Below are 24,399 nucleotides of genomic sequence, written 5' to 3'. Positions count from 1 at the left end.
TCTTATAGCATCGCCAGCTCCACAGCGTCGCCGCGCATCCTCACTGGCCACACCCGCAGCGCCTGCTGCGGATCCTCAAGGCAGCGCCCGCTGTGCAGGCTGAAGTGCTGCTTGTACAACGGCGCGGCGACCATCAGCTCGCCGCCGATGCTGCCGATCAAGCCGCGGCCGATGATGTTCGCCCCCGAGCGCGGGTCGCGATTGTCGACGGCGTACAACGCCTGCTCTTGATTGGGCAGGTAGAACAGCGCGACCTGCTCGCCTTCGAGCCACACCACTACGCCAGAATCGGCGACCAGGTCGTGCACCTGGCACACCGCCCGCCAGTGGGCGTGTTGCGCAACAGCAGCATTGGACAGGTTCATCAGACAGCCTCCTCGACAGTGGGGATCAGGTGCAGCGCGCTAGCAGGTCGGCGTTGTTCGCGTTCGCGGACGAAGTGCACGTCCGGGTCGGCGCGCCGGTCATTGACGAAGGTACGGAAGCGCTTGAGTTTCTCGGGATCGTTGAGGGCGTTGGCCCACTCGCACTCATACTGGTCGACCACATGCTGCATCTGCGCTTCGAGCTCGGCGCCCAGTTGCAGACTGTCGTCGAGGATCACCGCCTTTAGGTAATCCAGGCCGCCTTCCAGGCTCTCGCGCCAGACCGAGGTGCGCTGCAGCTTGTCGGCGGTGCGGATGTAGAACATCAGCACGCGGTCGATGGTGCGGATCAGCGCGTCGTCGTCCAGGTCGATGGCGAACAGTTCGGCGTGGCGCGGGCGCATGCCGCCGTTGCCGCACACATAGAGGTTCCAGCCCTTGTCGGTGGCGATCACGCCAATGTCCTTGCTCTGCGCTTCGGCGCATTCGCGGGTGCAGCCGGACACCGCGAACTTGAGCTTGTGCGGCGAACGCAGGCCTTTGTAGCGATCTTCCAGGCGCAGGGCCATGCCGACGCTGTCCTGTACGCCGTAGCGGCACCAGTTGCTGCCGACGCAGGATTTCACCGTGCGAGTCGACTTGCCGTAGGCATGCCCGGTCTCGAAGCCGGCCTCGATCAGCTCGCCCCAGATCAGCGGCAGCTCGTGCAACTGGGCGCCGAACAGGTCGATGCGCTGGCCGCCGGTGATCTTGGTGTAGAGGTCGTATTTCTTCGCCACCTGGCCGATCACGATCAGTTTGTCCGGGGTGATCTCACCACCGGGGATGCGCGGCACCACCGAGTAGGTGCCGTTTTTCTGCATGTTGGCCATGAAGGTGTCGTTGGTGTCCTGCAGCGGCACCAGTGCGGGGTCCATGATCGGCTGGTTCCAGCATGAGGCGAGGATCGAGCCCACCGCTGGCTTGCAGATGTCGCAACCGACATGACCCTTGCCGTGGCGTTCGAGCAACTCATTGAACGTGCGGATACCTTCGACCCGAACCAGGCTATAGAGCTCCTGGCGGGTGTAGGCAAAGTGCTCGCAAAGGCTCTTGTCGACAGTGACGCCGCGGGCGCTGAGTTCGTGTTCGAACACCTGCTTGAGCAATGCCGCGCAGCCGCCGCAGCCGCTGGCGGCCTTGGTGCAACTCTTGACTGCGGCAAGGTCCGCGCAGCCGCTGTCGATGGCGGCGCAGACTGCGCCTTTGCTGACGTTGTGGCACGAGCAGATGGTCGCGCTGTCGGGCAGCGCATCGGCGCCCAAGGCGGGTGCGCCAGCGCCTTGCGGCAGAATCAGCGCGGCCGGGTCGGCAGGTAGGGCGATGCCGTTCTGGCAGTACTGCAGCAAGGTGTCGTAGTAGCTGTTGTCGCCGACCAGTACCGCACCGAGCACATGCTTGCCGCTGGCATCGACCACCAGGCGGCGGTAGGCCGCATTGGCTTCGTCGATGAAGCGATAGCTGCGCGAGCCGGGCGTGGCACCGTGGGCATCGCCGATCGAGCCGACATCGACGCCGAGCAACTTGAGCTTGGTCGACATGTCGGCGCCGGTGAACGGGCTGCTGGCCTCCCCGAGTAGCCGCGCAGCCAGGTTGCGCGCCATGCTGTAGCCCGGCGCAACCAGGCCGAACACGCAGCCATTCCACGAGGCGCATTCACCGATGGCGAAGATCTGCGAGTCGCTGGTGCGGCAGTCGTTGTCGATCACCACCCCACCGCGCGGGGCGATTTCCAGGCCGCAGCTGCGGCCCAGGGCATCTTGCGGGCGAATACCGGCGGAGAACACGATCAGGTCGGTTTCAAGGAACTCGCCACCGTCGAAATTCATCCGGTAGCGGTAGGCTTCGCCGGCACTGATCGACTGGGTGGCACGCGACAGGTGCACGCCAACACCGAGGGCTTCGATCTGCGCCTTGAGCGCCGCGCCGCCCTCGCCGTCCAGTTGCACCGGCATCAGGCGCGGGGCGAACTCCACCACGTGCGCTTCCAAGCCAAGGGATTTCAGCGCGTTGGCCGCTTCCAGGCCGAGCAAGCCGCCACCGACCACCACCCCGCGACGGGCATCAGCGGCTGCCGTGCGGATGGCGTCGAGGTCATCCAAAGTGCGGTAGACCAGTCGCGCAGTGCCGGTGGATCCCTCGATGGGTGGCACGAACGGGTAGGAGCCGGTAGCCAGGATCAGTTGGTCATAGCCGTAACGGCCCTCGGCGGTGACCACCTCGCAACGCTCGCGGTCGATCTCGACGACCGCTTCGCCCAGGTGCAGGTGCACGCCGTGGCCCCCGTAGAAATCACTGGGGCACATGGCCAAGGTTTCAGCATCGCTGCCGGCGAAGTACTCCGACAGGTGTACCCGGTCGTAAGCGCGCTGGCGCTCTTCGCCAAACACCCGCACCTCGAAACGGGCCAGGGCGCCACGCTCGACCAGTTGCTCGACGCAGTGGTGACCGACCATGCCGTTGCCGACGATGACCAGTCGCTGTAGATGTTCGCCGCTCGCTGTTGCCTTCATAGCCGATCCTCGATCACGGTTGGCGGGGTTGGCCGCCGTAAAGACAAAAAAAAACGCCTGGAGCCGAAGCTCCAGGCGCCTTTGCCTGTTCTCATCAGTGTGAGGCCCCTGAGTGATCGCCGTTGATCAGTGGGGCGGGTTGTACAAGAGTAAAAGCAGGGAGTGTGCCAATTTGATGTGCTGACTGTGCAGGGAGCATTTTTCATGCGTTGCACCTGCTGGCCTCGTCGCGGGCAAGCCCGCTCCCACATGGCCCTGCAAGCCTCAGCCCCTGTAATCGACCCGGCCCCTGGGTATGGGCTTGTCGGGGCGCCGAACCGCCGCGAAGAGGCCGGTACGGGCAACCTCGATCTGCGAAAAATCGCACAGCCAAAGTGCATCACTCCCCATCATGGGGCATTCAGTACACATCACGGCGGTAGCGCTTGTCCTTGCTCAACGCCTCGACATAGGCAGCCGCCGCCTCGGCGCTCAGGCCACCCTGCTCGGCCACGATCTGGCGCAACGCCGCATCGACATCCTTGGCCATGTGTAGGGCATCGCCACAGACATAGAAATAGGCCCCCTGCTGTAGCCAACGCCAAAGCTCCGCGCCTTGTTCGCGCATGCGCTGTTGAACGTAGATCTTCTCTGCCTGATCACGGGAAAACGCCGTGTCCAAACGCAAGTGGCCACTGGCTTGCCAAGCCAGCAGCTCGTCGCGGTAATAGAAGTCGCAGGCCTGGTGCTGTTCACCGAAGAACAACCAATTCCCCCCGCTCGCGCCCCTGGCCTGGCGCTCTTGCAGAAAAGCCCGGAACGGCGCAATACCGGTGCCCGGACCGACCATGATGATCGGCACGGCGTCATCCTCGGGCAGGCGAAAATGCCTGGAGACCTGGGGGAAGATTGCCACCTTGAGCGCTTCGGCGCGATCGGCAAGAAACGCCGAGCACACACCCTTGCGCTGGCCATAGCGCACCGTCGACACGGTCAGGTGAACTTGTTCAGGGTGAGCCCTGGGGCTTGAGCTGATCGAATACAGGCGCGGTTGCAATGGCTTGAGCAGCTCAAGCCAGGTGGCCAACGGCAATTGCTGGGGAAACTCGCGCAGCACATCGACCAACTGCCGCCCCCACAACCAGTCCCTGAGCTCGGCGCTGTGTTCAGGCTGTAGCAAACGACGCAAATCAGCGGCGGTTTCGCTGAACACGTGTAGCTGCTGGGAGGTGACCCGAGCGATCTCCAGATGCTGTTCCAGAGCGCTCGCCAATGACATGGCGGGGTGCCCCTGCAACTCGACCGTGGTGCTGGCGTCGAGCTTGATCAAGGCCAGCAGCTCTTCGACCAACTGCGGACAATTGCGCGGCCACACGCCAAGGGCGTCTCCGACCTGATAGGTAAAGCCGCTGCCTGCCAGATAAAATACCAGCTGCCGGGTTTCCTTGCTCGCACCAGGGCCATTGAGCAGGCGGTTCTCCAGCAACTGCGCCGACCAAGGCTGGCGCTTGCCATAGGCGGCCAGTGGCTCAGGCTCGATGGCCGCTGGCAGCGGCGCGACACGGCCCAGCTCGGCCAGCAGCGCGTCGAGCCAAGCGGCAAAGGCCTGGTCGAAATCCGGTTCGCAATCGACCCGCGCCAGCAGCCGGCGCCCACCCAGTTGCGCCAGGCGCTCATCGAGCTTGCGCCCGAAGCCACAGAATTGGCCATAGCTCGAATCGCCCAAGGCCAACACCGCGTAGGGCAGTTCAGCGCAATCAATGGCCTGCTCACCCTGCAACGCTTGCCAGAACGCCGCGCCGCTATCGGGCGCCTCGCCGTCGCCAAAGGTGCTGGCGATCAGCAGCACACTGGCGGCGCCTTGCAGTTGGCTGGGCGTGACCGCTTCCATGCAACTGAGCTCCACGGCCAGCCCGGCGGCACGCAAGCGCTGCGCGCAACGATCGGCCAGGGCCTCGCCGTTACCCGTCTGCGACGCCCACAGCACCCGGTGCGGGGCGGTTTCGGGCAAGGCGCTCGGCAGCGCCTGGGGCTGGACGAACAGCCCGGCCAGCAAGCCATCGACAAACAGGCGCCGGGCCGGCGCCAGCGGTGCCGTGGCGGGCAGGCTGGGCACTCCTTGCGGGCGCGCTTGGCCCAGGCCGAGCAAAAAACCTTGCAGATAATGCCGCTCATCCTCGGCCAGGGCCGGGGCTGGCAAGCTATCCAGGCCGAGCAGACGATTGAGGGTGGCTAGCGGCATGCTGGCAGGCTCCGAAGGGGCGACAGTGGTCAAGTCCACGGCATCGATGCGTGCACCGCTGACCCGTTCCAGGGCCACGGCGCAGTGCTTGTAGGCCGGTTGCAGTGAGGTTGGGTCGAGCGCATCAGAGGTCACGGCATTGATCGCCAATTGCTCGCCGTACAAGTCGTTCCAGTGAAACGGCGCAAAGCAACCGCCAGCCATGACCCGGTCAGTGACGCGCGCAGGCAACAGCGCCTGACCACGGCGCGAGCGGATCGCAACTTGATCGTGCTCGGCGATCCCCAGGCGCTGGGCGTCCTCGGGGTTGATCTCGACGAAGGGACCCGGCTCGAGTTTGTTCAGGCTCGCGACCTTGCCGGTCTTGGTCAGGGTGTGCCACTGATGCTGCACACGGCCAGTGTTGAGCACGAAGGGATAGTCATCGTCCGGTAGCTCGGCGGCCGGCAACCACGGCCGGGCAAAGAAACGCGCCTTGCCGCTGGCGGTGGGGAATGCCAGCGCCGGTTGCAGACCCTGCGCGTCACGCAGCAGCGGCTGACTGCTGCCGTCATTGAGGTAGCGCAGCGGGCTGCGATCATCTTCGCGGCCCGGTGCGCTGGGCCATTGCCGTGGGCGCTGGCGCAGGTCGGCATAGCGGATACCGCGCAGGTCATACCCCGTGGTGGGGTTGTGGAAGCGGCGGATCTCGTCGTACACCGCCTCGGCATCGGCGTAATCGAATGCGTCCGCGTAGCCCATGGCGCAGGCGATGCGGGCGATGATCCGCCAGTCTTCCTGGCTTTCACCTGGGGCGTCGACGGCGCGCGGCATCAGGGTCAGGTTGCGCTCGCTGTTGATCATCACGCCCTCGCCTTCGGCCCACAGCGCCGCGGGCAGGAGAATGTCGGCATAGCGGTTGGTCTCGGTGTCGAGGAAGGCATCCTGGCTGATCACCAACTGCGCCTGGCCTAGGCCGTCGATCACCTGCTGGCGGTTGGCGACGCTGGCCACCGGGTTGCTGCAGATGATCCAACAGGCTTTCACCTCGCCCGCCTTGATCTGCTCGAACAGCGCTACCGTGCCTTCGCCACCCTCACTGCGCAGGCTGCCAGCGGGCAGTTGCCACTGCACCTCGACAAACGCCCGGTCTGCGGCCACTAACGCCGAGCGCTGGCCCGGCAGGCCCGGGCCCATGTAGCCCATCTCGCGCCCGCCCATGGCATTGGGCTGACCGGTCAACGACATCGGTCCGCTACCGGGGCGGCAGATGGCGCCCGTTGCCAGGTGCAGGTTGCACAGTGCATTGCTGTGCCAGGTGCCGTGAATGCTCTGGTTCAGGCCCATGGTCCAGCAGCTCATCCAGTTGTTGGCGCTGCCGATCAACTGTGCGGCCTGGCGGATGTCAGCCTCGGACAACCCGGTCAGGGCCGCCACGCGCTCGGGTTGATAGTCCTCAAGAAAGCTGGGCAGATCGCTCCAGCCTTCGGTGTGGCGAGCGATGAACTCGGCATCGGTGTGGCCGTTCTGGTGCAACAGGTACAGCAAGCCATTGAGCAGGGCCAGGTCGCTGCCGGGACGCAGTTGCAGGAACAGCTCGGCCTTGTCGGCCGTGGCACTGCGCCGCGGGTCGACGACGATCAGCTTGGCCCCGGCCTTGAGCCGGTCGAGCAGGCGCAGGAACAGGATCGGGTGACAATCGGCCATGTTCGCGCCGATCACCAGAAACACCTCTGCCTGCTCGAAATCCTCATAGCTGCCGGGCGGGCCGTCGGCGCCCAGCGATTGTTTATAGCCGCTGGCGGCACTGGCCATGCACAGGCGCGAGTTGGACTCGATATGGCGGGTGCGGATAAAGCCCTTGGCCAGTTTGTTGGCCAGGTATTGCGCCTCCAGCGACATCTGCCCGGAGACATACAGCGCCACGGCATCCGGGCCATGCTCGTCGATGATTGCGCGCAGGCGCGCGGCGGCCTGCTCGATCGCCGCGTCCAAGCTGCTGCGCACCGGCTGCTGGGCGCGCTGCTGACGGACGTAGGCATTGGCCATGCGCCCAGCGGCGGTTAGCGGCAGGTGCGCGGTCAGGCCTTTGGTGCACAGGCGACCAAAGTTGGCGGGGTGCTGTTTATCGCCCGCGATCTTCTGCACCTGGCCATTTTCCACCGACATGACGATGCCGCACCCTACCCCGCAATAAGGGCAAACGCTGCGCACTTGGCTAGTGGCCATCGGCTTCTCCCGGCAAAAACGAAAAAGGCGCCGGCTGCCCTGGGCTTGCCTAAGCAAGCGGGGCAACACGGCGCCTTTGTCGTGAAAAGAGGTGGGCCATCGGCATTGACGACCCGGGTACAGGGGATTGAGCAAATCCTGGGCCAGTTGCGGTTTCGCGCAGGCCAACACTGCCATACCCGCCCTGCCCACCTGGATTTGCGGCGCCGCCACCCTCCTAGTGGGTGCAGCCCTGGCAGCGGCCTTGCACCGAGTTGGTGAGCTGCGCACCAACCGGTAGCACCGGCAACCAGCCTGGGGATATGCTGTAAACGCCTATTCAACCGAGATTCGCATAGCCCCAATGTCCCAGGTGATCCTCAAGACCCCCGAGCAACTCGACCTGATGCGCCGCGCCGGCCAGTTGCTGGCCCAGGTGTTCGCCGACCTCGACGGCTTCATCCGCCCCGGCGTCACCACCCTGCAGATCAACGACCGCGCCGAGGCGTTCATCGTCCAGACCCTGCGCGCCCGGCCAGCAAGCAAGGGCCAGTACGGTTTCCCCTACTCGCTCAACACCTCGGTCGACCACGTGGTGTGCCATGGCATCCCCAAGGCTGACGAAGTGCTCAAGGAAGGCTCGATCATCAACGTCGACATCACCCTGGAGCAAGCGGGCTACATCGCCGACTCGTCGAAGATGTACCGCATCGGCGCGATCAGCGAAGACGCCCAACGCCTGGTCGACACAACCTATGACGCGCTGTGCAAAGGCATCGAGCAAGTGCGCCCCGGCGCCACCCTGGGCGACATTGGCCATGCCATCCAGAGCCATGCCGAGGCCGCCGGCTACAGCGTGGTGCGCGAATACTGCGGGCACGGCATTGGCCAACAGATGCACGAAGGACCGGAGGTGCTGCACTACGGCCAGCGCGGCATGGGCCTGAAGCTCAAGCCAGGGATGGTGTTTACCATCGAGCCGATGATCAACCAGGGCGCGCGTGGCACGCGCACGCTCAAAGATGGCTGGACAGTGATTACCCGCGATGGCGGCTTGTCGGCGCAGTGGGAACATACCGTGGCAGTGACTGCCGACGGCTTTGAAGTGCTGACCTTGCGCGATGAAGAGTTGGGGCGTTTCGTTTCAGCCAGTCAAATCGCCTAGACCTCTTCGCGGGCAAGCCCGCTCCCACAGGGTTCTGCACTGATTGCGCGTTGCCCAGTGTGCCCGGTGATAGGCCACAAACAATGCCACTCCCGTGGGAGCGGGCTTGCCCCGCGATAAGGCCGGCACAGCCACCCCAAAAGCCAACCAGCGACATTTGCCCCCGCACCCCTCGCTCTCTACAATCGCCCCCAGCAAGGCCGGCCGCCTTTTCTGTTTCGAGCCGGCCCAGGAGCCCCCTCATGGAAGAAACCGCGCAGCACTGGCTGCATGCCCTGTCCGCCCCCATGGCCGCCCTCAATGGCGCCAGCTACACCGCCGCGCAGTACTTCGAAGGCGACGATCAGACTGACCTCGAACGCTGGTGGGGCATCAGCAACCGGGCGCAATTGCTGGACATGCTCGGCATGGCCGATAACGGCCACGCCACCGAGCTGACCGAAGCCTACTGGCAATTCCAGCGCCGCCTGCCGAGCGAGTGGCAGGCGCTGCTGGCCAGCCTGCCACTGCGCGAACGCATCAAGCACGAATACGCCGCCCGCACCTTCCCCGACTGCGGCCCCGGTGGCACCCGCGCGTGGGACCTGGGGCGGATGAGTTTTCTGCTGCGGGCCGGGCTCAAGAAGGACTTCATCACACTCGATGAAAGCCTCTACCTGCATTACCGCCTGGCCCTGCGCGCCCGTCACTACTACAACCGCTGGGACAGTTACCTGGCCGGCTACCTGATCGGCAAGGCGCTGTGGAATGCCTCCGACAGCAGCGACGACACCCTGGCCGCCGAACTCGAACGCCAAGGTAGCGAACACTGGAACCGCTGCATCGTGCTCAACCTGCGCCACGGCGCCAGCGACTTGCTGGCCAGCCTGCCGTGGGACCTGGAGCTGCCCGAACCGCAACGCCCTGCCTCACTGGAAGAGGACTGCTGGTCATGAGTTGTTGGATACGCCTGGGCCTGGAACCGACCCAGGACCTGAACAGCATCCGCCAGGCCTACCGTGGCCTGCTGCCGTCGCACCACCCAGAAACCGACCCGCAAGGTTTCCAAGCACTGCGCGAGGCCTATGAAGAGGCCCTGCGCCTGGCCCGCGAAGGTGAATCGAGCGCCGCCTCCGAACCTGACGCCGCGGCCCGGGATGACGCACCACACCCTGCGTTGCAGGCCTTCCACCGCCTGCTGGAAGAGCCTGCCCTGCGCTTCGATCCGGTCGCCTGGCAGGGATACATCGCCGAGCTCGACGAGTTGCCGCTGGACGATCTGGAAGCGCTGAGCTGGCGCCTGCTGCACGAACTGCGCAACTGCGGGCCGATCTCGCACCGCTGTGTCGGCCTGCTGGCCCAGCGCCTGGGCTGGGCCGAACAACTGCTGCGCCTGGAAGATCCACACGAGGTGGAAGCCTTCCTCCAGCGCCTGGAGCAACCCGATCCATTCGACACCGGACTGATGCGCGATTGGCCGCCGGCGGCGCAGCTGGAGGCGCTATGGTACTTCCGCAGCCTGGAGTACTGCTTCCAGCAACGGCCGCTGTTCGAGTACGCACAGTTCGCCCAAACCCACACCTGCCTGGCCTTCCCCGACGATCAGGGCTTGATCCAGCGCCTGCTGGTGCAGTTCAGCCAGGCAGGGGTCGCCAGCCAAACCCTGCATGCGCTGCTGCTAGAGCGTCAACGCCAGGCCCCGGACGACCAGGACCTGCTCTACCTGCTGGCCTGCCAGGCCGACGCCCTGGGTGCCAAGCAGCAGGCGATGGACTGCTGGCTGCAGCTGTGGCGCGAACACCGCCATCCGCAGGCCGAGCGCTGGCTGATCGAGTTCTGCACGCAGTACCAGTCGCAACGCCTGCCGCTGCTGATCCAGGCCTTCGACAGTGTGTCGCAGCCCGTTTCCTGGCCCGAGGATCTAGCCGATCCTGCGCAGCTGCTGGGCACCCCGGCACAAAACCCGCAAACCCTGGCGCGCTGGCTGCAAGCCTCGCGCCTGGAGCTGGGCGGTATCGCCAGCCAGTTCATCGACTGGCGCCTGGACGGCGACGATGAACTGCCGTTGCTGGCCCTGCTGCTGGATGAACCGACAGAGGCGCAAGACCGCGCCCTGCACCGGCTGTACTGGTATGCCTGGGCCTTGCAGCGCGGTGAAGCCGAGCTGTTACGGCAGATCCTTGCGCAAACGCCCGGCGAAGATGCCCTCGACGCCTTGATCCTGGAAGGCTTCCAACGCCAGGCCGAGCAACAACTGCACTGGTTGCAACAGGCACCGGTGGTGCAGGCCCTGGTGCAGTTCTGCCAGCGTGAAGACCCTGCCGCGTCATTGCCGGAGGCGCTCGCCACGCAACAGCTGCACCCGGCGTGCCGCGAGTGGCTGCGGCGCATGCGCAACTACGGCGCACCAGCACTGCACAGCCTCAACCGCAACTTCGAGATGCGGCGCATGTTCACCGTCCCCTTCGCCCTGCAAACACAGGACAAACTCGCCGAGCGCGGCCTGTTGCTGCCGCCGATGCCTGATGGCGAAGCCGCCTGGAACTGGCATCGCCAGCAATTGTTCATGCTCGCCCTGCTCGAACACCCGACGCGCTGGCTGAGCTTGATACCGGCGCAGTTGCCCGGCCAACTGCACTACCCCGCCGAGCATCCATTCGCCCCGCTGCATGGCGTGCTGCTGCAAACCCTGGCCAGCCCAGACGGCAGCAACGGCCTGTTCGGCGCGCTGGACAGCGCCGATCCGGCACAAGCGCTAGTGGCCAACCAGATGCTGACCTTGCGCACGCTGCTCGACAGTGCCCACCTGCCCAGCGCCGCGCAGCTCTTGGCAAGCCTGGAAAACGAGCCCAACGTGCTCGACGACTACCCGCTGGGCAAACTGCTGTTCTGCGCGGTGCTCTATCACGACCGCAGCTTGGACGAGGAGCAACGCACGCGCCTGCGCAACCGCATCGAGGCGTTGTACATCGAGGACTACGGGTACGAACCGCTGCGGCGCAATCTGGTCGAGGGCAAGACCAAGCATCCGCCGGCTGACCTGTTGCACAAGCAGGGCGTCGCCAGCCGCCCGTTCAACGAGGCCCTGGATGCGCTGGACAGCCTGCTCAACCACTGCGCCCCGCCCAAGACCCGGTTGCTGCGCGCCCTGCAAAAAGCCAAGGACGACGCCGAGCTCGATCCAGGCCTGCGCTGCGCGATCATGGCCTTGCTGTCGTGGAGCGAGCGTATGCTGCGCAACGATCTCAAGCAGGCACCCGCGCCGTTCTGGGCGGTGTGGAAGCTCAAGAGCCGGCTCAACCGCACAGGCTTTGCCTTGCACCTGGGCGCGATTGCGTTGTGCGGAAGCTTCATGCTGACTGCGCCCATGATCGTGGTGGTGATGGGGTTGCTGTTGGTTAGCGGCTTTCTCAGGCGCTTGCGTGACATTGGCCAAGGGGTGCCGGCGCTGCTGTTGCTGCTGGTGGTCAGCCGGGTGTTGCCGGTGTTGCCGCTGATGTTGCTGGGGCTGCCGGGGGACAAGCTGCCCAATCGTTATGGGCCGCCGCCGGGTAAGGCGCAGCAGCTGGACGGTGGGTTGCAGGCGACGTTGCGGCGTTTGAACGGTTGAACGATGAGCAGCGGGGGCCGCGTTGCGGCCCCAACACTGTCAATAGCGCAACTCATCCAACGCTTGGCTCAGTTGCTGGCGCTGGCGACTGATCTCCCCGGCCTGCTGCCCCGCCAGCACGGTATTGAACGCATCCAGCCAACTGCCAATCAACTCCCGCTCTTCGCCCAGGCTCTGCATCCACGCCCGCTCCAAGCGCGCCAACAAGGTGCGATTGGGCAGCGCATCGCGCGGGTGAATCTTCAGCCGCGACAGCCGCTCATGGCTGGCCTGGCGCGCCGGCTCATCCAACCCGGTCGGGCTACGGTCGATGCTGTGACTGTGCTTCTGACCGGTTTCCTGGAAGGTCACATCCACCTCCAACAAGCCATTGATGTCGTAGCTAAAACGCACATCCAGCGACTGAATCTGCCCGGTCTGCTGCAACGGGATCTCGAAGCTGTCCACCAGAATATTGTCGCGCACCCAAGGCCGCTCGCCCTGATACACAGCGATGCGCACCACTTTCTGATCGGCATGGCTGCTATAGAAGCGCTCGACCCGCGAGGTCGGGATCACGGTATTGCGCTCGATGATCGGCGAAAACGCCCCGCTGCTCTCCCCGCCACGCTGGGCGGCGATGCCCAGGGTGTAGGGGCAGACATCGGTGAGAATCAGCTCATCGATAGCCTCGTCTCGTGCCTTGCACGCCGCCTGGCTGGCAGCGCCGAGGGCGACGATGGTGTCCGGGTCCAGGTGCCGATACGGCAACCGGCCAAACAACTTGGCCACCAGCTGCTGCACCTGCGCCATGCGCGTCGCGCCACCGACCAGTACCAGGCTGTCCAGCTCCTTGGGGCTCAAGCGCGCGTCACGCAGGGCCTGCTCGATCGGCGCACGCACCCGGGCCAGCAATGGCGCCCAGATCGCTTGCAGCTTGAGTTCATCGAGTTGCCATTGGCGCGGCTGCGCATCGCCGTTCCAGCTCAGGGTCCAGTAGCCCTCGCCCAATTCATGTTTGAACTGCTCGATGGCGTCATGCAGGCTGGCCAGCGCCTGCGGCTGCAGGTCGTCCAGCTTGAGATTCCAATCGCGCAAGCACGCCAGCAGTAAGGCATCGGTAAAGTCTTCGCCGCCCAGGTAGTTGTCGCCGGTGGAAGCATGCACCTCGATCAGCGGCAGCGCGTACTCCAGCACGGTGACGTCGAAGGTGCCACCGCCCAGGTCGAACACCAGGGTGCGCTCGAATTTCTGCTCATGCAGCCCATAGGCCATTGCCGCAGCGGTCGGTTCGTTGATCAGCCGCTGTACCTTCAACCCAGCCAGCTCGGCGGCGAAAACCGTGCGCTTGCGCTGCTCGTCGCTGAAGTAGGCGGGCACCGAAATCACCGCCTCACTCACAGGGCAGCCCAGATAGGCTTCGGCATCTTGCTTGAGCGCGCCCAGGACCAGTGCCGACAACTCTTCAGGGGTGAAGCGATGCTCGCCCAGCTCGAAGCGCTTGTCGCTGCCCATGAAACGCTTGAACGCGGCGGCCGTGCGCTGCGGGTGGGTGGTCAAGCGCGCCTTGGCGGCCTTGCCTACGAGAATGCTGCCATCGTCATCGACACTGACCACCGACGGCGTCAGCACCTCGCCCAAGGCGTTGGCGATCAGCCGCGCTTGCCCGTCTTGCCAGACGGCAATCAGGCTATTGGTGGTGCCCAGGTCGATGCCCAGCAATGGCGTGGCAACTGCGGGGGAGTGAGAGGTACTGGCATCCTGCATGGTCGGTCTCTTGCTTGCGGTGAAGAGCCGGAGCGGAACCTGCTGGCCGCTTCCGGCGGACAGGGGCATTCTGACGCAATGCCAGAAACAAAAAAAGCGACCCTAAGGTCGCTTTCTCTGTTGCTTCAGGGTGTTCAGTGGGCCCTTGAAGCTGAATATGGCGCAGCGGACGGGACTCGAACCCGCGACCCCCGGCGTGACAGGCCGGTATTCTAACCGACTGAACTACCGCTGCGCTATACATCGAGTGGTGGGTGATGACGGGATCGAACCGCCGACCCTCTGCTTGTAAGGCAGATGCTCTCCCGGCTGAGCTAATCACCCTTCGTCTCGGTGTGGCGCGCATTCTACGGAGGACGTACCACCCTGGCAAGCACTTTTTTAAAAATTTTTTGCAGGGCTTTCAAGGACCTAGCGCAACCGCCCTTTTCCTTACTAATAAGTGGCTGATGGCGCTCTGACAGGGTTGGCCGCATGGCACCAGTCGGAGAATAATGCCCGCCTTATGCATTAAGGAGAGATCTACCCTCATGTGGTTCAAGAACCTGCTGACCTATCGCCTGACCCAGGAAGTCCCATTCGAGCCTGAGGCACTGGAAGCCGCCCTGGCCAGCAAGCCGGCCCGCCCATGCGCCAGCCAGGAGCTGACCACCTACGGTTTCGTCGCGCCGTTCGGCAAAGGCGAAGACGCTCCTCTGGTGCATGTCAGCGGTGAGTTCCTGCTGATCGCCGCACGCAAGGAAGAACGCATCCTGCCCAGCAGCGTGGTCAACGACGCGGTCAAAGAGAAGGTCGAGGAAATCGAGACCGAGCAGATGCGCAAGGTCTATAAGAAGGAACGCGACCAGATCAAGGATGACATCATCCAGACCTTCCTGCCGCGTGCCTTCATTCGCCGCTCGATGATCTTCGCCGCCATCGCCCCGCGCCTGGGCCTGATCCTGGTCAACTCGGCCAGCGCCAAGCGCGCCGAAGACCTGCTGTCGACCCTGCGCGAAGTGATGGGTTCGCTGCCGGTGCGGCCGGTGACCGTGAAGATCGCCCCGAGCGCGACCATGACCGACTGGGTCAAGTCGCAAGCCGCCGCGCCAGACTTCTATGTGCTGGACGAGTGCGAACTGCGTGACACCCATGAAGACGGCGGCATCGTTCGCTGCAAGCGCCAGGACCTGAAAAGCGACGAGATCCAACTGCACCTGGGCACCGGCAAGGTGGTGACTCAGTTGGCCCTGGCCTGGCAGGACAAGCTGTCGTTCGTACTCGACGACAAGACCGTGATCAAGCGCCTGAAGTTCGAGGAGCTGCTGCAAGAGCAGGCCGAGCAGGATGGCGGTGATGAAGCGCAGCAGCAGTTCGATGCCAGCTTCCTGCTGATGATGATGACCTTTACCGAGTTCCTGCCGGCGCTGTTCGAGGCGTTGGGTGGCGAAGAGATTCCGCAAGGGGTCTGAGCGTTGTCGCAGTAGCATTTTGGGGCCGCTTTGCGGCCCTTCGCGGGCAAGCCCGCTCCCACAGGGATTACGCTGCCCTTCAGAACGGCGCGGTCCTTGTGGGAGCGGGCTTGCCCGCGAAGGGCTGCAAAGCAGCCCCAACTACGCCGATTAAAAGAATAAGGATCTACCCATGCGTGCCCTCGCCGCTTTCAGCCGCTTCGTCGGCAACACCTTCGCCATCTGGGTGCTGCTGTTCGCCTGCCTGGCCTTCCTTCAGCCGCAATGGTTCATCGCCCTGAAAGTAGCCATCGTGCCGCTGCTGGGCTTGGTGATGTTCGGCATGGGTCTTACCCTCAAACTCGACGACTTCGCCGCCCTCGCCCGCCAACCCTGGCGCGTGGCCCTGGGTGTGGTGGCGCACTTCGTGATCATGCCAGGCATGGCCTGGTTGCTGTGCCAGCTGTTTCACCTGCCGCCGGAGATCGCCGTCGGCGTGATCCTGGTCGGCTGCTGCCCGAGCGGCACGGCGTCCAACGTGATGGTCTGGTTGTCCAAGGGCGACCTGGCGTTGGCCGTGGCGATTGCCGCAGTGACCACGCTGTTGGCGCCACTGCTCACCCCTACGCTGATCTGGTTCCTGGCCTCGGCCTGGTTGCCGGTGTCCTTCATGGACATGTTCTGGTCGATCCTGCAGCTGGTGATGCTGCCGATCGTGCTTGGTGTCGTGGCGCAGAAACTGCTGGGTGAGCGGGTGCAACTGGCGGTGCAGGTGCTGCCGCTGGTGTCGGTGGTGAGTATCGTGATGATCGTCTGTGCGGTGGTCGCGGCGAGTCAGGCGAAGATCGCCGAGTCAGGCCTGCTGATCATGGCGGTGGTAGTGCTGCACAACAGCTTTGGTTATCTGCTGGGCTATCTGACCGGCAAGCTGTGCAAACTGCCGCTGGCCCAGCGCAAGTCGCTGGCGCTGGAGGTGGGCATGCAGAACTCGGGGCTGGGCGCGGCGTTGGCGGCGGCGCATTTCTCGCCGTTGGCGGCGGTGCCCAGTGCGCTGTTCAGCGTTTGGCACAATATCTCTGGGGCGTTGCTGTCGACCTGGTTCCGGCGCATGCAAGAGCCTGTAACAGTAGAAGCCGAGGCTAAACCCGCCAACCCTTGATGCCTTCAAAAGCTTCATCGCAGACCTGCTCCCTCGGGCCCCTCGATGAAGGCGCTATGGACATCCCCCCTGCAATTGGGCAATATACTGCGCACTGTGAGGACGACCTCACGACGCACCGCGTGACCAATCAGGGGACGGCCCCATCATTCAAACGATGGAGACACACTCATGTCCTGGATCATTCTGTTTTTTGCCGGCCTGTTTGAAGTAGGCTGGGCGGTAGGCCTGAAATACACCGACGGCTTCACCCGGCCACTGCCGACCGTGCTCACGGTCGGCGCCATGGTGATCAGCCTTGGGTTGTTGGGCCTGGCCATGAAAGAACTGCCACTGGGTACTGCCTATGCCATCTGGACCGGAGTCGGTGCAGTCGGTACGGTGATTGCCGGGATCATCCTGTTCGGTGAATCCATGGCCCTGGTCCGCCTGCTCAGCGTTGCCCTGATCATCACCGGCCTGGTCGGCCTGAAGGTCAGCGCCAGCTGACCTCCCCCCTCCAACCTGTTAACGCAGATCGCCGCGCAGAGCACTGACCTGCTCGCGTAGCGCTTCCGGCTGCGCCGCCTCCACCGGGATGGCGGCGCCCGCCACAAGGGTCACCCGCGACCACAGCCGCTTGAACAAGCCCTTGCCCGGATCGCGACTGAAGAAGCTGCCCCACAAGCCCTGCAACGCCAGGGGGATCACCGGCACCGGGGTCTCCTGCAAAATCCGATTGACCCCACCTTTGAACACATCGATCTCGCCATCGGCGGTCAGCTTGCCTTCGGGGAAGATGCATACCACCTCGCCCGCCGCCAGGTACTGGGCGATCCGCGCGAAGGCCCGCTCGTAAGTCGCTTCATCTTCACCACGCCCGGCAATCGGAATCGCCCCAGCAGTGCGGAAGACGAAGTTGAGCACCGGCAAGTTGTAGATCTTGTAGTACATGACGAAGCGCACCGGGCGCCGGATCGCGCCGCCGATCAGCAGCGCATCGACGAACGACACATGGTTGCACACCAACAGCGCCGCGCCTTCATCGGGAATGCGCTGCAGATCACGGTGCTCGACGCGGTACATCGAGTGGCTGAGCAGCCAGATCAAGAAGCGCATGGTGAACTCAGGCACGATGCGGAAGATGTAGGTGTTGACCGCGATATTGAGCAGCGATACCACCAGGAACAGCTGCGGGATGCTCAGCTCGGCCAGGCTCAACAAAACGATGGTAAGGATCGCCGAGACCACCATGAACAGCGCATTGAGAATGTTGTTGGCAGCGATCACCCGCGCCCGCTCGCCCTCGGCAGTGCGCGCCTGGATCAGGGCATACAGCGGCACGATATAGAAGCCGCCGAACACCCCCAGGCCAACGATAGAGACCAGGATCCACCAGGCCTGGTGCATGCCCAGCAGGGCCAGCCAGTCGTGCGCGACAGCGCCGCTCGGCACGTCGCCCGAATGCCACCACCAGAGCAAGCCGAACAGGGTCAGGCCGAACGAGCCGAACGGCACCAGGCCGATTTCCACCTTGCGTCCGCTTAGCCGCTCACAGAGCAGCGAACCCACGGCGATGCCGACCGAGAACAGGGTCAGCACCAGCGTCACCACGGTTTCATCGCCGTGCAGCCAGTCTTTGGCATAGGCCGGAATCTGCGTCAGGTAGATGGCGCCGACGAACCAGAACCAGGAGTTGCCGACGATCGAACGCGACACCGCCGGCGTCTGCCCCAGGCCCAGGCGCAAGGTGAACCAGGACTGCTTGAAGATGTTCCAGTCCAGTTTCATCTCTGGCGCCGACGCTGCCGCGCGCGGGATCCAGCGGCTGGCCAGGTAGCCCAGCACCGCGGTGCCGACGATGCCGCCAGCCACCACCGTGGCGTAGTTGCTCGACGACATCATCACCCCGGCGCCGATGGTCCCGGCCAGGATCGCCAGGAAGGTGCCCATCTCCACCAGGCCATTGCCACCGACCAGCTCTTCTTCGCGCAGGGCCTGCGGCAGGATCGAATACTTCACCGGACCGAACAGCGCCGAATGAGTACCCATGGCGAACAGCGCCAGCAGCATCAGCACTAGGTGGTTACTGACAAAACCGACCGCGCCGATGGCCATGATGACGATCTCCGCCAGCTTGATCATGCGGATCAGCGCGTCCTTGGCGAACTTCTCGCCAAACTGCCCGGCCAGCGCAGAGAACAGGAAGAACGGCAAAATGAACAGCAATGCGCACAAGTTGACCAGGATCGAGCGATCACCTTCCAGGCTCAGCTTGTACAGGATCGCCAGGATCAGCGACTGCTTGAACAGGTTGTCATTGAAGGCGCCCAGCGACTGGGTGATGAAGAACGGCAGAAAGCGCCGCTTGCCGAGCAAGGTGAATTGCGAGGGGTGACTCATCAATCGTATCCCTGAATAGAGCCGCGGAGGGCTTATGCCTTATTAGAATGCGTGCATAGGGTTGAAAGCCACATCCAGCTTGTCAACTGCGATTTTTACCAGTGGCAGCGCAAAGGTACATTAGCCAAGCTGTGGCAGACTGCGGGCAGTGACTGGAAACCCAGGGATGGATGGACGATTGGCACGGATCGGCGCCACAGGGACAAGGTTCCTGGCGTGGGCGATGAGTCTGTATCTGGCGCTGGCAAGTCCCTCGTGCTGCGAAGCCAGCGCTTTACCCACCATGGCTAAATCAACCTTCATCGACAACCTGCTGGCACGCATGAGCGTGACAGAGAAGGTTGGCCAGTTGCGCATGAGCTTTGCCGGGGCTGACCTGCCGCCGCCAACTGCGCTACAGGCAGTGGCCGAAGGGCGCGTAGGGAGCATGTTCACCCACCCTGCGGCGACACAGGCACAGCTGCGCAGTTTCCAGGAGTACGCCGTGACGCACAGCCGTCTCGGCATTCCGCTGTTTTTCGCGGGCGACGTGGTCCACGGTCACCACACGATCTTCCCGATCGGCCTGGGCCTGGCCTCAAGCTGGGACCTTGACGCCATTAGCGTGAGTGCCCGGGTGGCCGCGCGCGAAGCCACTGGCAATGGCCTGGACATGACCTTCGCGCCGATGGTGGATATCAGCCGCGATCCACGCTGGGGGCGAATTTCCGAGGGCTTTGGCGAAGACCCATACCTGACCTCGCGCATCGCCGCGACAATGGTCCGCGGCTTTCAAGGGCAGCCCGGCGCAGTCGACAGCCTGATGGCCTGCGTCAAGCATTTTGCCGCCTATGGCGCAGTTGAAGGAGGCCGTGACTACAACACCACCGACCTCAGTGCGCAGCGCTTGTATCAGGATTATCTACCGCCCTACCAAGCTGCTGTCGATGCCGGCGCTGGGGCGATGATGACGGCGCTGACCAGCCTCAATGGCGTGCCAGCGACGGCCAACCGCTGGCTGCTGCGAACCCTGCTGCGCCAGCACTGGAGTTTCACCGGGTTGGTCATCAGCGACCACGGCGCAGTCGAAGAACTGATCAGCCACGGGGTTGCCGGCGACGGCGCCCAGGCCGCGCAGCGCGCGCTCGATGCCGGTACCGAGATCAGCATGTCCGACCGTTACTACCTGCAAGCACTGCCGACGCTCACCGAACACAGCGCGCAAGCCCGCAGCCAATTGGATGAGGCGGTGCGCCGGGTGCTTTCAGTGAAATACGACATGGGGCTGTTCGAGGATCCGTTTCGCCGATTGCAAGGCGCGCAGCCTGCACCTGTCCAGTTCAGCCATCCGCTGTATCGCAGCGAGGCACGGGCTATTGCACGACGCTCGCTGGTACTGCTGAAGAACGACTACGCTACCCTGCCACTCAAACGCCAGGGCACCGTCGCACTGATCGGCCCGCTGGCTGACAATTCGCGAGATATCCTTGGCAGTTGGCCGGGCAACGGCCAGCCCAGCCAGGCAGTCAGTCTCTACCAGGGTCTGCGTACAGCATTGGGTGATCGTGCACAGCTGCTGTATGCCTTGGGGGCGAACATTCATGACAATCCAACCGCCTTCGACCTTTTGGCCGACAACCAGGTAGTGCTCGACCCGCGACCGCCATCGGCCTTGCTGGCAGAAGCGCTGGCAATTGCCAGGCAGGCTGACGTGGTGATCGCCGCACTCGGCGAGCCGCGGGGGATGTCGCATGAAGGCGCCAGCAAAACCACCCTCGACCTGCCCCAGCAGCAGCGTGAACTGCTGCGCGCCTTGAAAATGACCGGCAAGCCGTTGGTGTTGGTGTTGATGAACGGCCGCCCGCTGTCCATCGTCGAGGAAAGCCAGTGGGCCGATGCGGTGCTGGAAACCTGGTTCAGTGGCAGCGAGGGCGGCAACGCCATCGCCGATGTCCTGCTGGGCGACTACAACCCCTCCGGCAAGTTGCCGATCAGCTTTCCGCGCACGGTCGGTCAGTTGCCTGTGCATTACAACACCCTCAATACCGGTCGGCCGTTCATCAAGGAGCGACCGAGCAAATACAAGTCGCGCTACTTCGACCTGGACCCCACCCCGCTGTACCCGTTCGGCTATGGTTTGAGCTACACCACCTTCAGTTTGTCCAGCCTACGCCTCTCCACGCACCAGCTGCCCCCAGGTCAGTCACTGCAAGCGAGTATCACCGTCAAGAACCAGGGCTCGCGCAGCGGCGAGACAGTGGTGCAACTGTATCTACGCGACCGGGTAGCCTCAGTCAGCCGGCCGATCAAGGAGCTCAAGGGTTTCAGGAAGGTATTGCTCGCCCCAGGTGAATCTCGCCGGATCACCTTCACTGTCGACCAGACCGCGCTGGGCTTCTACAACCAGGACCTGCAATGGATCACCGAGCCTGGCGAGTTCGACGTGATGATCGGCCTGGACTCGCAGCACCTCGAGCATGCCCGTTTCGAGCTACTGGAAGCCTCACGCTAGCATTGCCCTGCACCTGCGCCGTCAGGTTTGCAGTTGCCCGACAGCTTCGCGCTTGATATCCGTAGCGCGCAACGCTGGCAGCTAAATGGAGGCTGAGGCAAACTGCGCGCACTGGACGCCAGCCCCGTCGCAAGTAGCGGGCGCTATTCAAGGATGACAGAAGGGATCGATGGGTAATCGCACGCACAACGCTCAATTGAAGGGCGTAATTGAATTCGCTACCCAGACTGGGCAAAGCGCCAGCAGCAAACAAGATCTTCTGCATGCAGTGCAGGCGATCCGCGACTTCAAAGGCCCATTACGCTTCGACAATACCCTGCCCTGGTGCCTGACGCTGCTGCTTGCCAGCCTAACCCTGGTTGTCGTTGGTCTTTGCTACCAGTACCCCATGCAGGCAACCACGTGGGCCGCCAAGGTCACCCCGGACAAAGCCCACCTGCTGTTGCTGGCCGTGATAGGAGGGTTGCTGACCCTGACCGTGCTCAGCCTGCGCGCGATCTTCAAGCGGGCCAACCTGCTGTCAGGTCTGTCCACTGACCTGGCCAGACGCTCAAGCCTGTTCAGCGCCGGACTGAGCCCTATCGACAGCCCACCTGGGTTGATCCTTGAGCAACTGTGCGAGCACTTCGAAGATTATCAACGCGGCAACCACAGCCGCGATATTACCCGTGCGCTACGGGGGCGCTATCAAGGCCCGCTGCACAGTTTCGAATACGCCTACTACCAGCTGCATTACGTGGTCAGACGCCTGGAACAGGAAGAGGTGTCGGACGGCAAAGGCGGTACGCGCCAGCAAACCCGCGTGGTCTACGACCATCATGATCGCTTCAGCCTGGTGCTGGACTTCCCCTGGATCGAGGGCATTGCCGTGCGCTCGGGCGGGCCGAGCGCTATCGACTTCGAGCACAAGCACCAGACCTCTTCGACCGACTTCAACCGCGCCTTCACCCTGACCGGTGCCAGCGCCATGGCTTGCGCGCGCTTCGCCAAGCCGGTGACAGTTGTGCATCTGCTTGGCCTCAAGCCGAGGTTCAGCCAATTGAACCTTGAGTTCTCGCTGAACCAGGGCGGGTTGTGCATCAGCTTCGACAACAGCGACCTGCTTGGCTTCCAGCTGCCGTGCGACCTGCATTCGCCCAGCGAATTCTACGCATTGATCGACGCTGGAGTGCCACTGCCCGCGCTTACCCAACTGCTCGAAGCGATCCACACGCTTGCCGAGCAGCATGACGACAACTTCAACCTGCCTCGCCAGGCAACCCCTCATATGGAGAACTGACAATGGATATCCCGGTCATCATCGGGCTGGTCATCGCCGTCATCGTGTCGTTGACGGTGATCGGCCTGTACAACTCGATCATCGGCGGGCACAACCGCGCGCAACGCGCCTGGGCCGATGTGCTGACCTATGAACGGCAGAAGACCAAGGTGCTCGATGCCCTGCAGGAGCAAGTCACCCAGTATCAAGGGTACGAGCAGAGCCTGCTTGGCGAGATCACCCGCCTGCGCAGCGCCATTGCCGAGTTGCCGGCTGCGGCCGATGGCAACTCGCTGGCCAAGACCGAACAGGCGACCCAGGCGCTGTTGAGCGGGCTGCGGGTCGCCTTCGAAGCCTACCCGGACCTCAAGGCGTCCGAGGTGCTGAACAATCTGATGCGCGAAATTACCGAACAGCAGGAAAACGTCGGCGCAGCCATCGTCATCTTCAATGGTGAGGTCGAACGCTTCAACAATACCGTCCAGATGTTCCCAGGTTCCCTGGTCAATGGCGTGCTGAACAAGAAGTCCACGATCACGCCGTTTACCGATGCACAGGCTGCGCAGGGTTTCTCGTACCGACCGAACCTGTAGGCAATGCAGACGTCGCCGAGGGCGGCGTCGACTGAGACCTATACTGGGCTTCCTGCGGTACTCCGACGACAAGGACGTGGCAATGCTCGCTGCACTCAAGCGCTATCCCCCTGCGGTCAACCTGCTGCTGCTGACCACCTTCGTCCTGACCTTGGCCCGTGCGATTACCCTGCCCTACCTGGTGGTCTACCTGGCGGACAACTTCCAGCTCGCAGTCAGCCAGATCGGCCTGCTGATCGGCGGCGCGTTGATGCTCGCGTCGCTGCTGAGTCTGTACGGCGGGCACCTGGTCGACACCCTGCGCAACCACACCTTGGTAATCAGCGCCACGCTGCTGTTCGCGCTGGCCTTCGGCGTGGCTATCGCCAGCCGCTCGGCGTTGCTGTTCTTCGTCTGCCTGGTGCTGATCAACCTGGCCCTGGCGGTGGTCGACATTGCCGCCAAAGCGGGCTTCTGCGCGCTGCTGCCGGTCGAGGAGCGCGCCGAGGTGTTCGCCATCAAGTACACCTTGAGCAATATCGGCTACGCCATCGGCCCGCTGCTGGGCGTGGCGCTGATCGAGCTGGACGATCACCTGCCGTTTCTGGTCTCGGCAGCGATCGGCCTGGGCATGTGCCTTTGCTATGCGCGCCTGGGCGATCGGCAGTTGCGCGCGAGCAGTCCGGGACAAACAGGCGCCGGCTTTGGCCAGGTGGCCCTGCGCCTGGCGCGGGATCGACGGCTGGTCTGCTTTACCCTGGGTGGGGTGCTCAGCGCAGTGGTGTTCGGCCAGTTCACCGCGTACCTGTCGCAGTACCTGGTGGTCACCGCCAGCCCCGCCGAAGCGGCGCGGCTGGTGGGGTACCTGGTGACGACCAACGCCGTTACCGTGATTGCGCTTCAGTACCTGATTGGCCGGCGTATCAGCCGCCAACGCCTGATGCCCTGGCTGCTGGCCGGGATGGGGCTGTTCATCGCCGGGCTGCTGGGCTTCTCCCTGGCTGATTCGGCGCTGGCCTGGTGCCTGGCGATGCTGGTGTTCACCCTGGGCGAGATCATCGTCATTCCGGCCGAATACATGTTCATCGACCTGATTGCGCCGGAGCATCTGCGCGGGGTCTATTATGGCGCGCAGAACCTGTCAAACCTCGGCGCGGCGCTAGGGCCGGTGATCGTCGGGTTTGCCTTGGGGCAGTGGGTGCCGGTGGCGGCCTTCTACCTGCTGGTGTTGTCGGTGATACTGGCGGCAGTGTTTTATTACCTGGGCACGCAAAAGCACTAG

General features: G+C 63.8%; 15 protein-coding genes and 2 tRNA genes. 10 read left to right on the top strand and 7 right to left on the bottom strand.

Annotated elements, in window-relative coordinates:
• Positions 1–2: 2 nt before the first annotated feature.
• The 3 genes from nirD to ACI2JX_RS00435 all read right to left on the bottom strand — a co-directional run bounded on the left by nirD (position 3) and on the right by ACI2JX_RS00435 (position 7,346).
• A complete protein-coding gene (nirD, locus tag ACI2JX_RS00445; protein WP_368973359.1) occupies positions 3–365 on the bottom strand; it encodes a nitrite reductase small subunit NirD in 363 nt (120 codons plus the stop codon).
• The gene (gene nirB / locus ACI2JX_RS00440) at positions 365–2,917 is read right to left on the bottom strand and encodes a nitrite reductase large subunit NirB (RefSeq protein WP_404689121.1); all 2,553 of its coding nucleotides are present in this window, start codon (positions 2,915–2,917) and stop codon (positions 365–367) included. Before nirB ends, nirD begins: the two co-directional genes overlap by 1 nt.
• Before the next feature lie 400 nt (positions 2,918–3,317).
• Positions 3,318–7,346, bottom strand: coding sequence for a molybdopterin-dependent oxidoreductase (locus ACI2JX_RS00435; protein WP_404689120.1), 4,029 nt, complete (start codon positions 7,344–7,346; stop codon positions 3,318–3,320).
• Between the two features lie 343 nt (positions 7,347–7,689).
• Here ACI2JX_RS00435 and map point away from each other — a divergent pair, with 343 nt between their 5' ends.
• From map to ACI2JX_RS00420, 3 genes are all read left to right on the top strand, one after another.
• Positions 7,690–8,490 (top strand): type I methionyl aminopeptidase, encoded by an 801-nt coding sequence (map, locus tag ACI2JX_RS00430; protein WP_264235776.1) that lies wholly within the window; start codon positions 7,690–7,692, stop codon positions 8,488–8,490.
• Positions 8,491–8,732: 242 nt separating this feature from the next.
• Positions 8,733–9,425 (top strand): DUF1266 domain-containing protein, encoded by a 693-nt coding sequence (locus ACI2JX_RS00425; RefSeq protein ID WP_186554691.1) that lies wholly within the window; start codon positions 8,733–8,735, stop codon positions 9,423–9,425.
• Complete coding sequence (locus tag ACI2JX_RS00420) at positions 9,422–12,079, top strand: molecular chaperone DnaJ (protein WP_404689119.1); 2,658 nt, start codon at positions 9,422–9,424, stop codon at positions 12,077–12,079. The genes ACI2JX_RS00425 and ACI2JX_RS00420 overlap by 4 nt, the downstream gene beginning before the upstream one ends.
• Positions 12,080–12,118: 39 nt before the next feature.
• Here the strand turns inward: ACI2JX_RS00420 and ACI2JX_RS00415 are convergent, their stop codons facing one another.
• From ACI2JX_RS00415 to ACI2JX_RS00405, 3 genes are all read right to left on the bottom strand, one after another.
• Positions 12,119–13,825, bottom strand: a complete 1,707-nt coding sequence (locus tag ACI2JX_RS00415) for an Hsp70 family protein (RefSeq protein ID WP_404689118.1) — start codon at positions 13,823–13,825, stop codon at positions 12,119–12,121.
• A gap of 158 nt (positions 13,826–13,983) precedes the next feature.
• A tRNA-Asp gene (locus tag ACI2JX_RS00410) sits at positions 13,984–14,060 on the bottom strand.
• Positions 14,061–14,073: 13 nt separating this feature from the next.
• A tRNA-Val gene (locus ACI2JX_RS00405) sits at positions 14,074–14,149 on the bottom strand.
• Positions 14,150–14,355: 206 nt separating this feature from the next.
• On the opposite strand from ACI2JX_RS00405, the gene rdgC reads away from it, so the two are divergent.
• The 3 genes from rdgC (at position 14,356) to sugE (ending at position 16,903) form a co-directional block, all read left to right on the top strand.
• Positions 14,356–15,276, top strand: a complete 921-nt coding sequence (rdgC, locus tag ACI2JX_RS00400) for a recombination-associated protein RdgC (protein WP_186554688.1) — start codon at positions 14,356–14,358, stop codon at positions 15,274–15,276.
• 172 nt (positions 15,277–15,448) lie between these two features.
• Positions 15,449–16,414, top strand: a complete 966-nt coding sequence (locus ACI2JX_RS00395) for a bile acid:sodium symporter family protein (protein WP_264235773.1) — start codon at positions 15,449–15,451, stop codon at positions 16,412–16,414.
• Between the two features lie 171 nt (positions 16,415–16,585).
• Positions 16,586–16,903: a quaternary ammonium compound efflux SMR transporter SugE gene (gene sugE / locus ACI2JX_RS00390; protein ID WP_186554686.1), complete on the top strand. Its 318-nt coding sequence runs from the start codon at positions 16,586–16,588 to the stop codon at positions 16,901–16,903.
• Positions 16,904–16,921: 18 nt separating this feature from the next.
• Here the strand turns inward: sugE and ACI2JX_RS00385 are convergent, their stop codons facing one another.
• The gene (locus tag ACI2JX_RS00385; RefSeq protein WP_404689117.1) at positions 16,922–18,796 is read right to left on the bottom strand and encodes an MFS transporter; all 1,875 of its coding nucleotides are present in this window, start codon (positions 18,794–18,796) and stop codon (positions 16,922–16,924) included.
• A 223-nt stretch (positions 18,797–19,019) separates the two neighbouring features.
• On the opposite strand from ACI2JX_RS00385, the gene bglX reads away from it, so the two are divergent.
• The 4 genes from bglX to ACI2JX_RS00365 all read left to right on the top strand — a co-directional run bounded on the left by bglX (position 19,020) and on the right by ACI2JX_RS00365 (position 24,399).
• On the top strand, positions 19,020–21,287 hold the full coding sequence (gene bglX / locus ACI2JX_RS00380) for a beta-glucosidase BglX (protein ID WP_404689116.1): 2,268 nt from the start codon (positions 19,020–19,022) through the stop codon (positions 21,285–21,287).
• 169 nt (positions 21,288–21,456) lie between these two features.
• Positions 21,457–22,566, top strand: a complete 1,110-nt coding sequence (locus ACI2JX_RS00375) for a hypothetical protein (RefSeq protein WP_404689115.1) — start codon at positions 21,457–21,459, stop codon at positions 22,564–22,566.
• Between the two features lie 2 nt (positions 22,567–22,568).
• The gene (locus ACI2JX_RS00370) at positions 22,569–23,138 is read left to right on the top strand and encodes a LemA family protein (RefSeq protein ID WP_264235770.1); all 570 of its coding nucleotides are present in this window, start codon (positions 22,569–22,571) and stop codon (positions 23,136–23,138) included.
• An 82-nt stretch (positions 23,139–23,220) separates the two neighbouring features.
• Positions 23,221–24,399: an MFS transporter gene (locus tag ACI2JX_RS00365; RefSeq protein ID WP_404689114.1), complete on the top strand. Its 1,179-nt coding sequence runs from the start codon at positions 23,221–23,223 to the stop codon at positions 24,397–24,399.

The organism is Pseudomonas sp. NPDC088890 (assembly GCF_044900155.1).
In the GTDB taxonomy this organism is placed as follows: Bacteria; Pseudomonadota; Gammaproteobacteria; order Pseudomonadales; family Pseudomonadaceae; genus Aquipseudomonas; species Aquipseudomonas urmiensis.
This window is presented reverse-complemented; position numbering and strand designations above follow the sequence as displayed.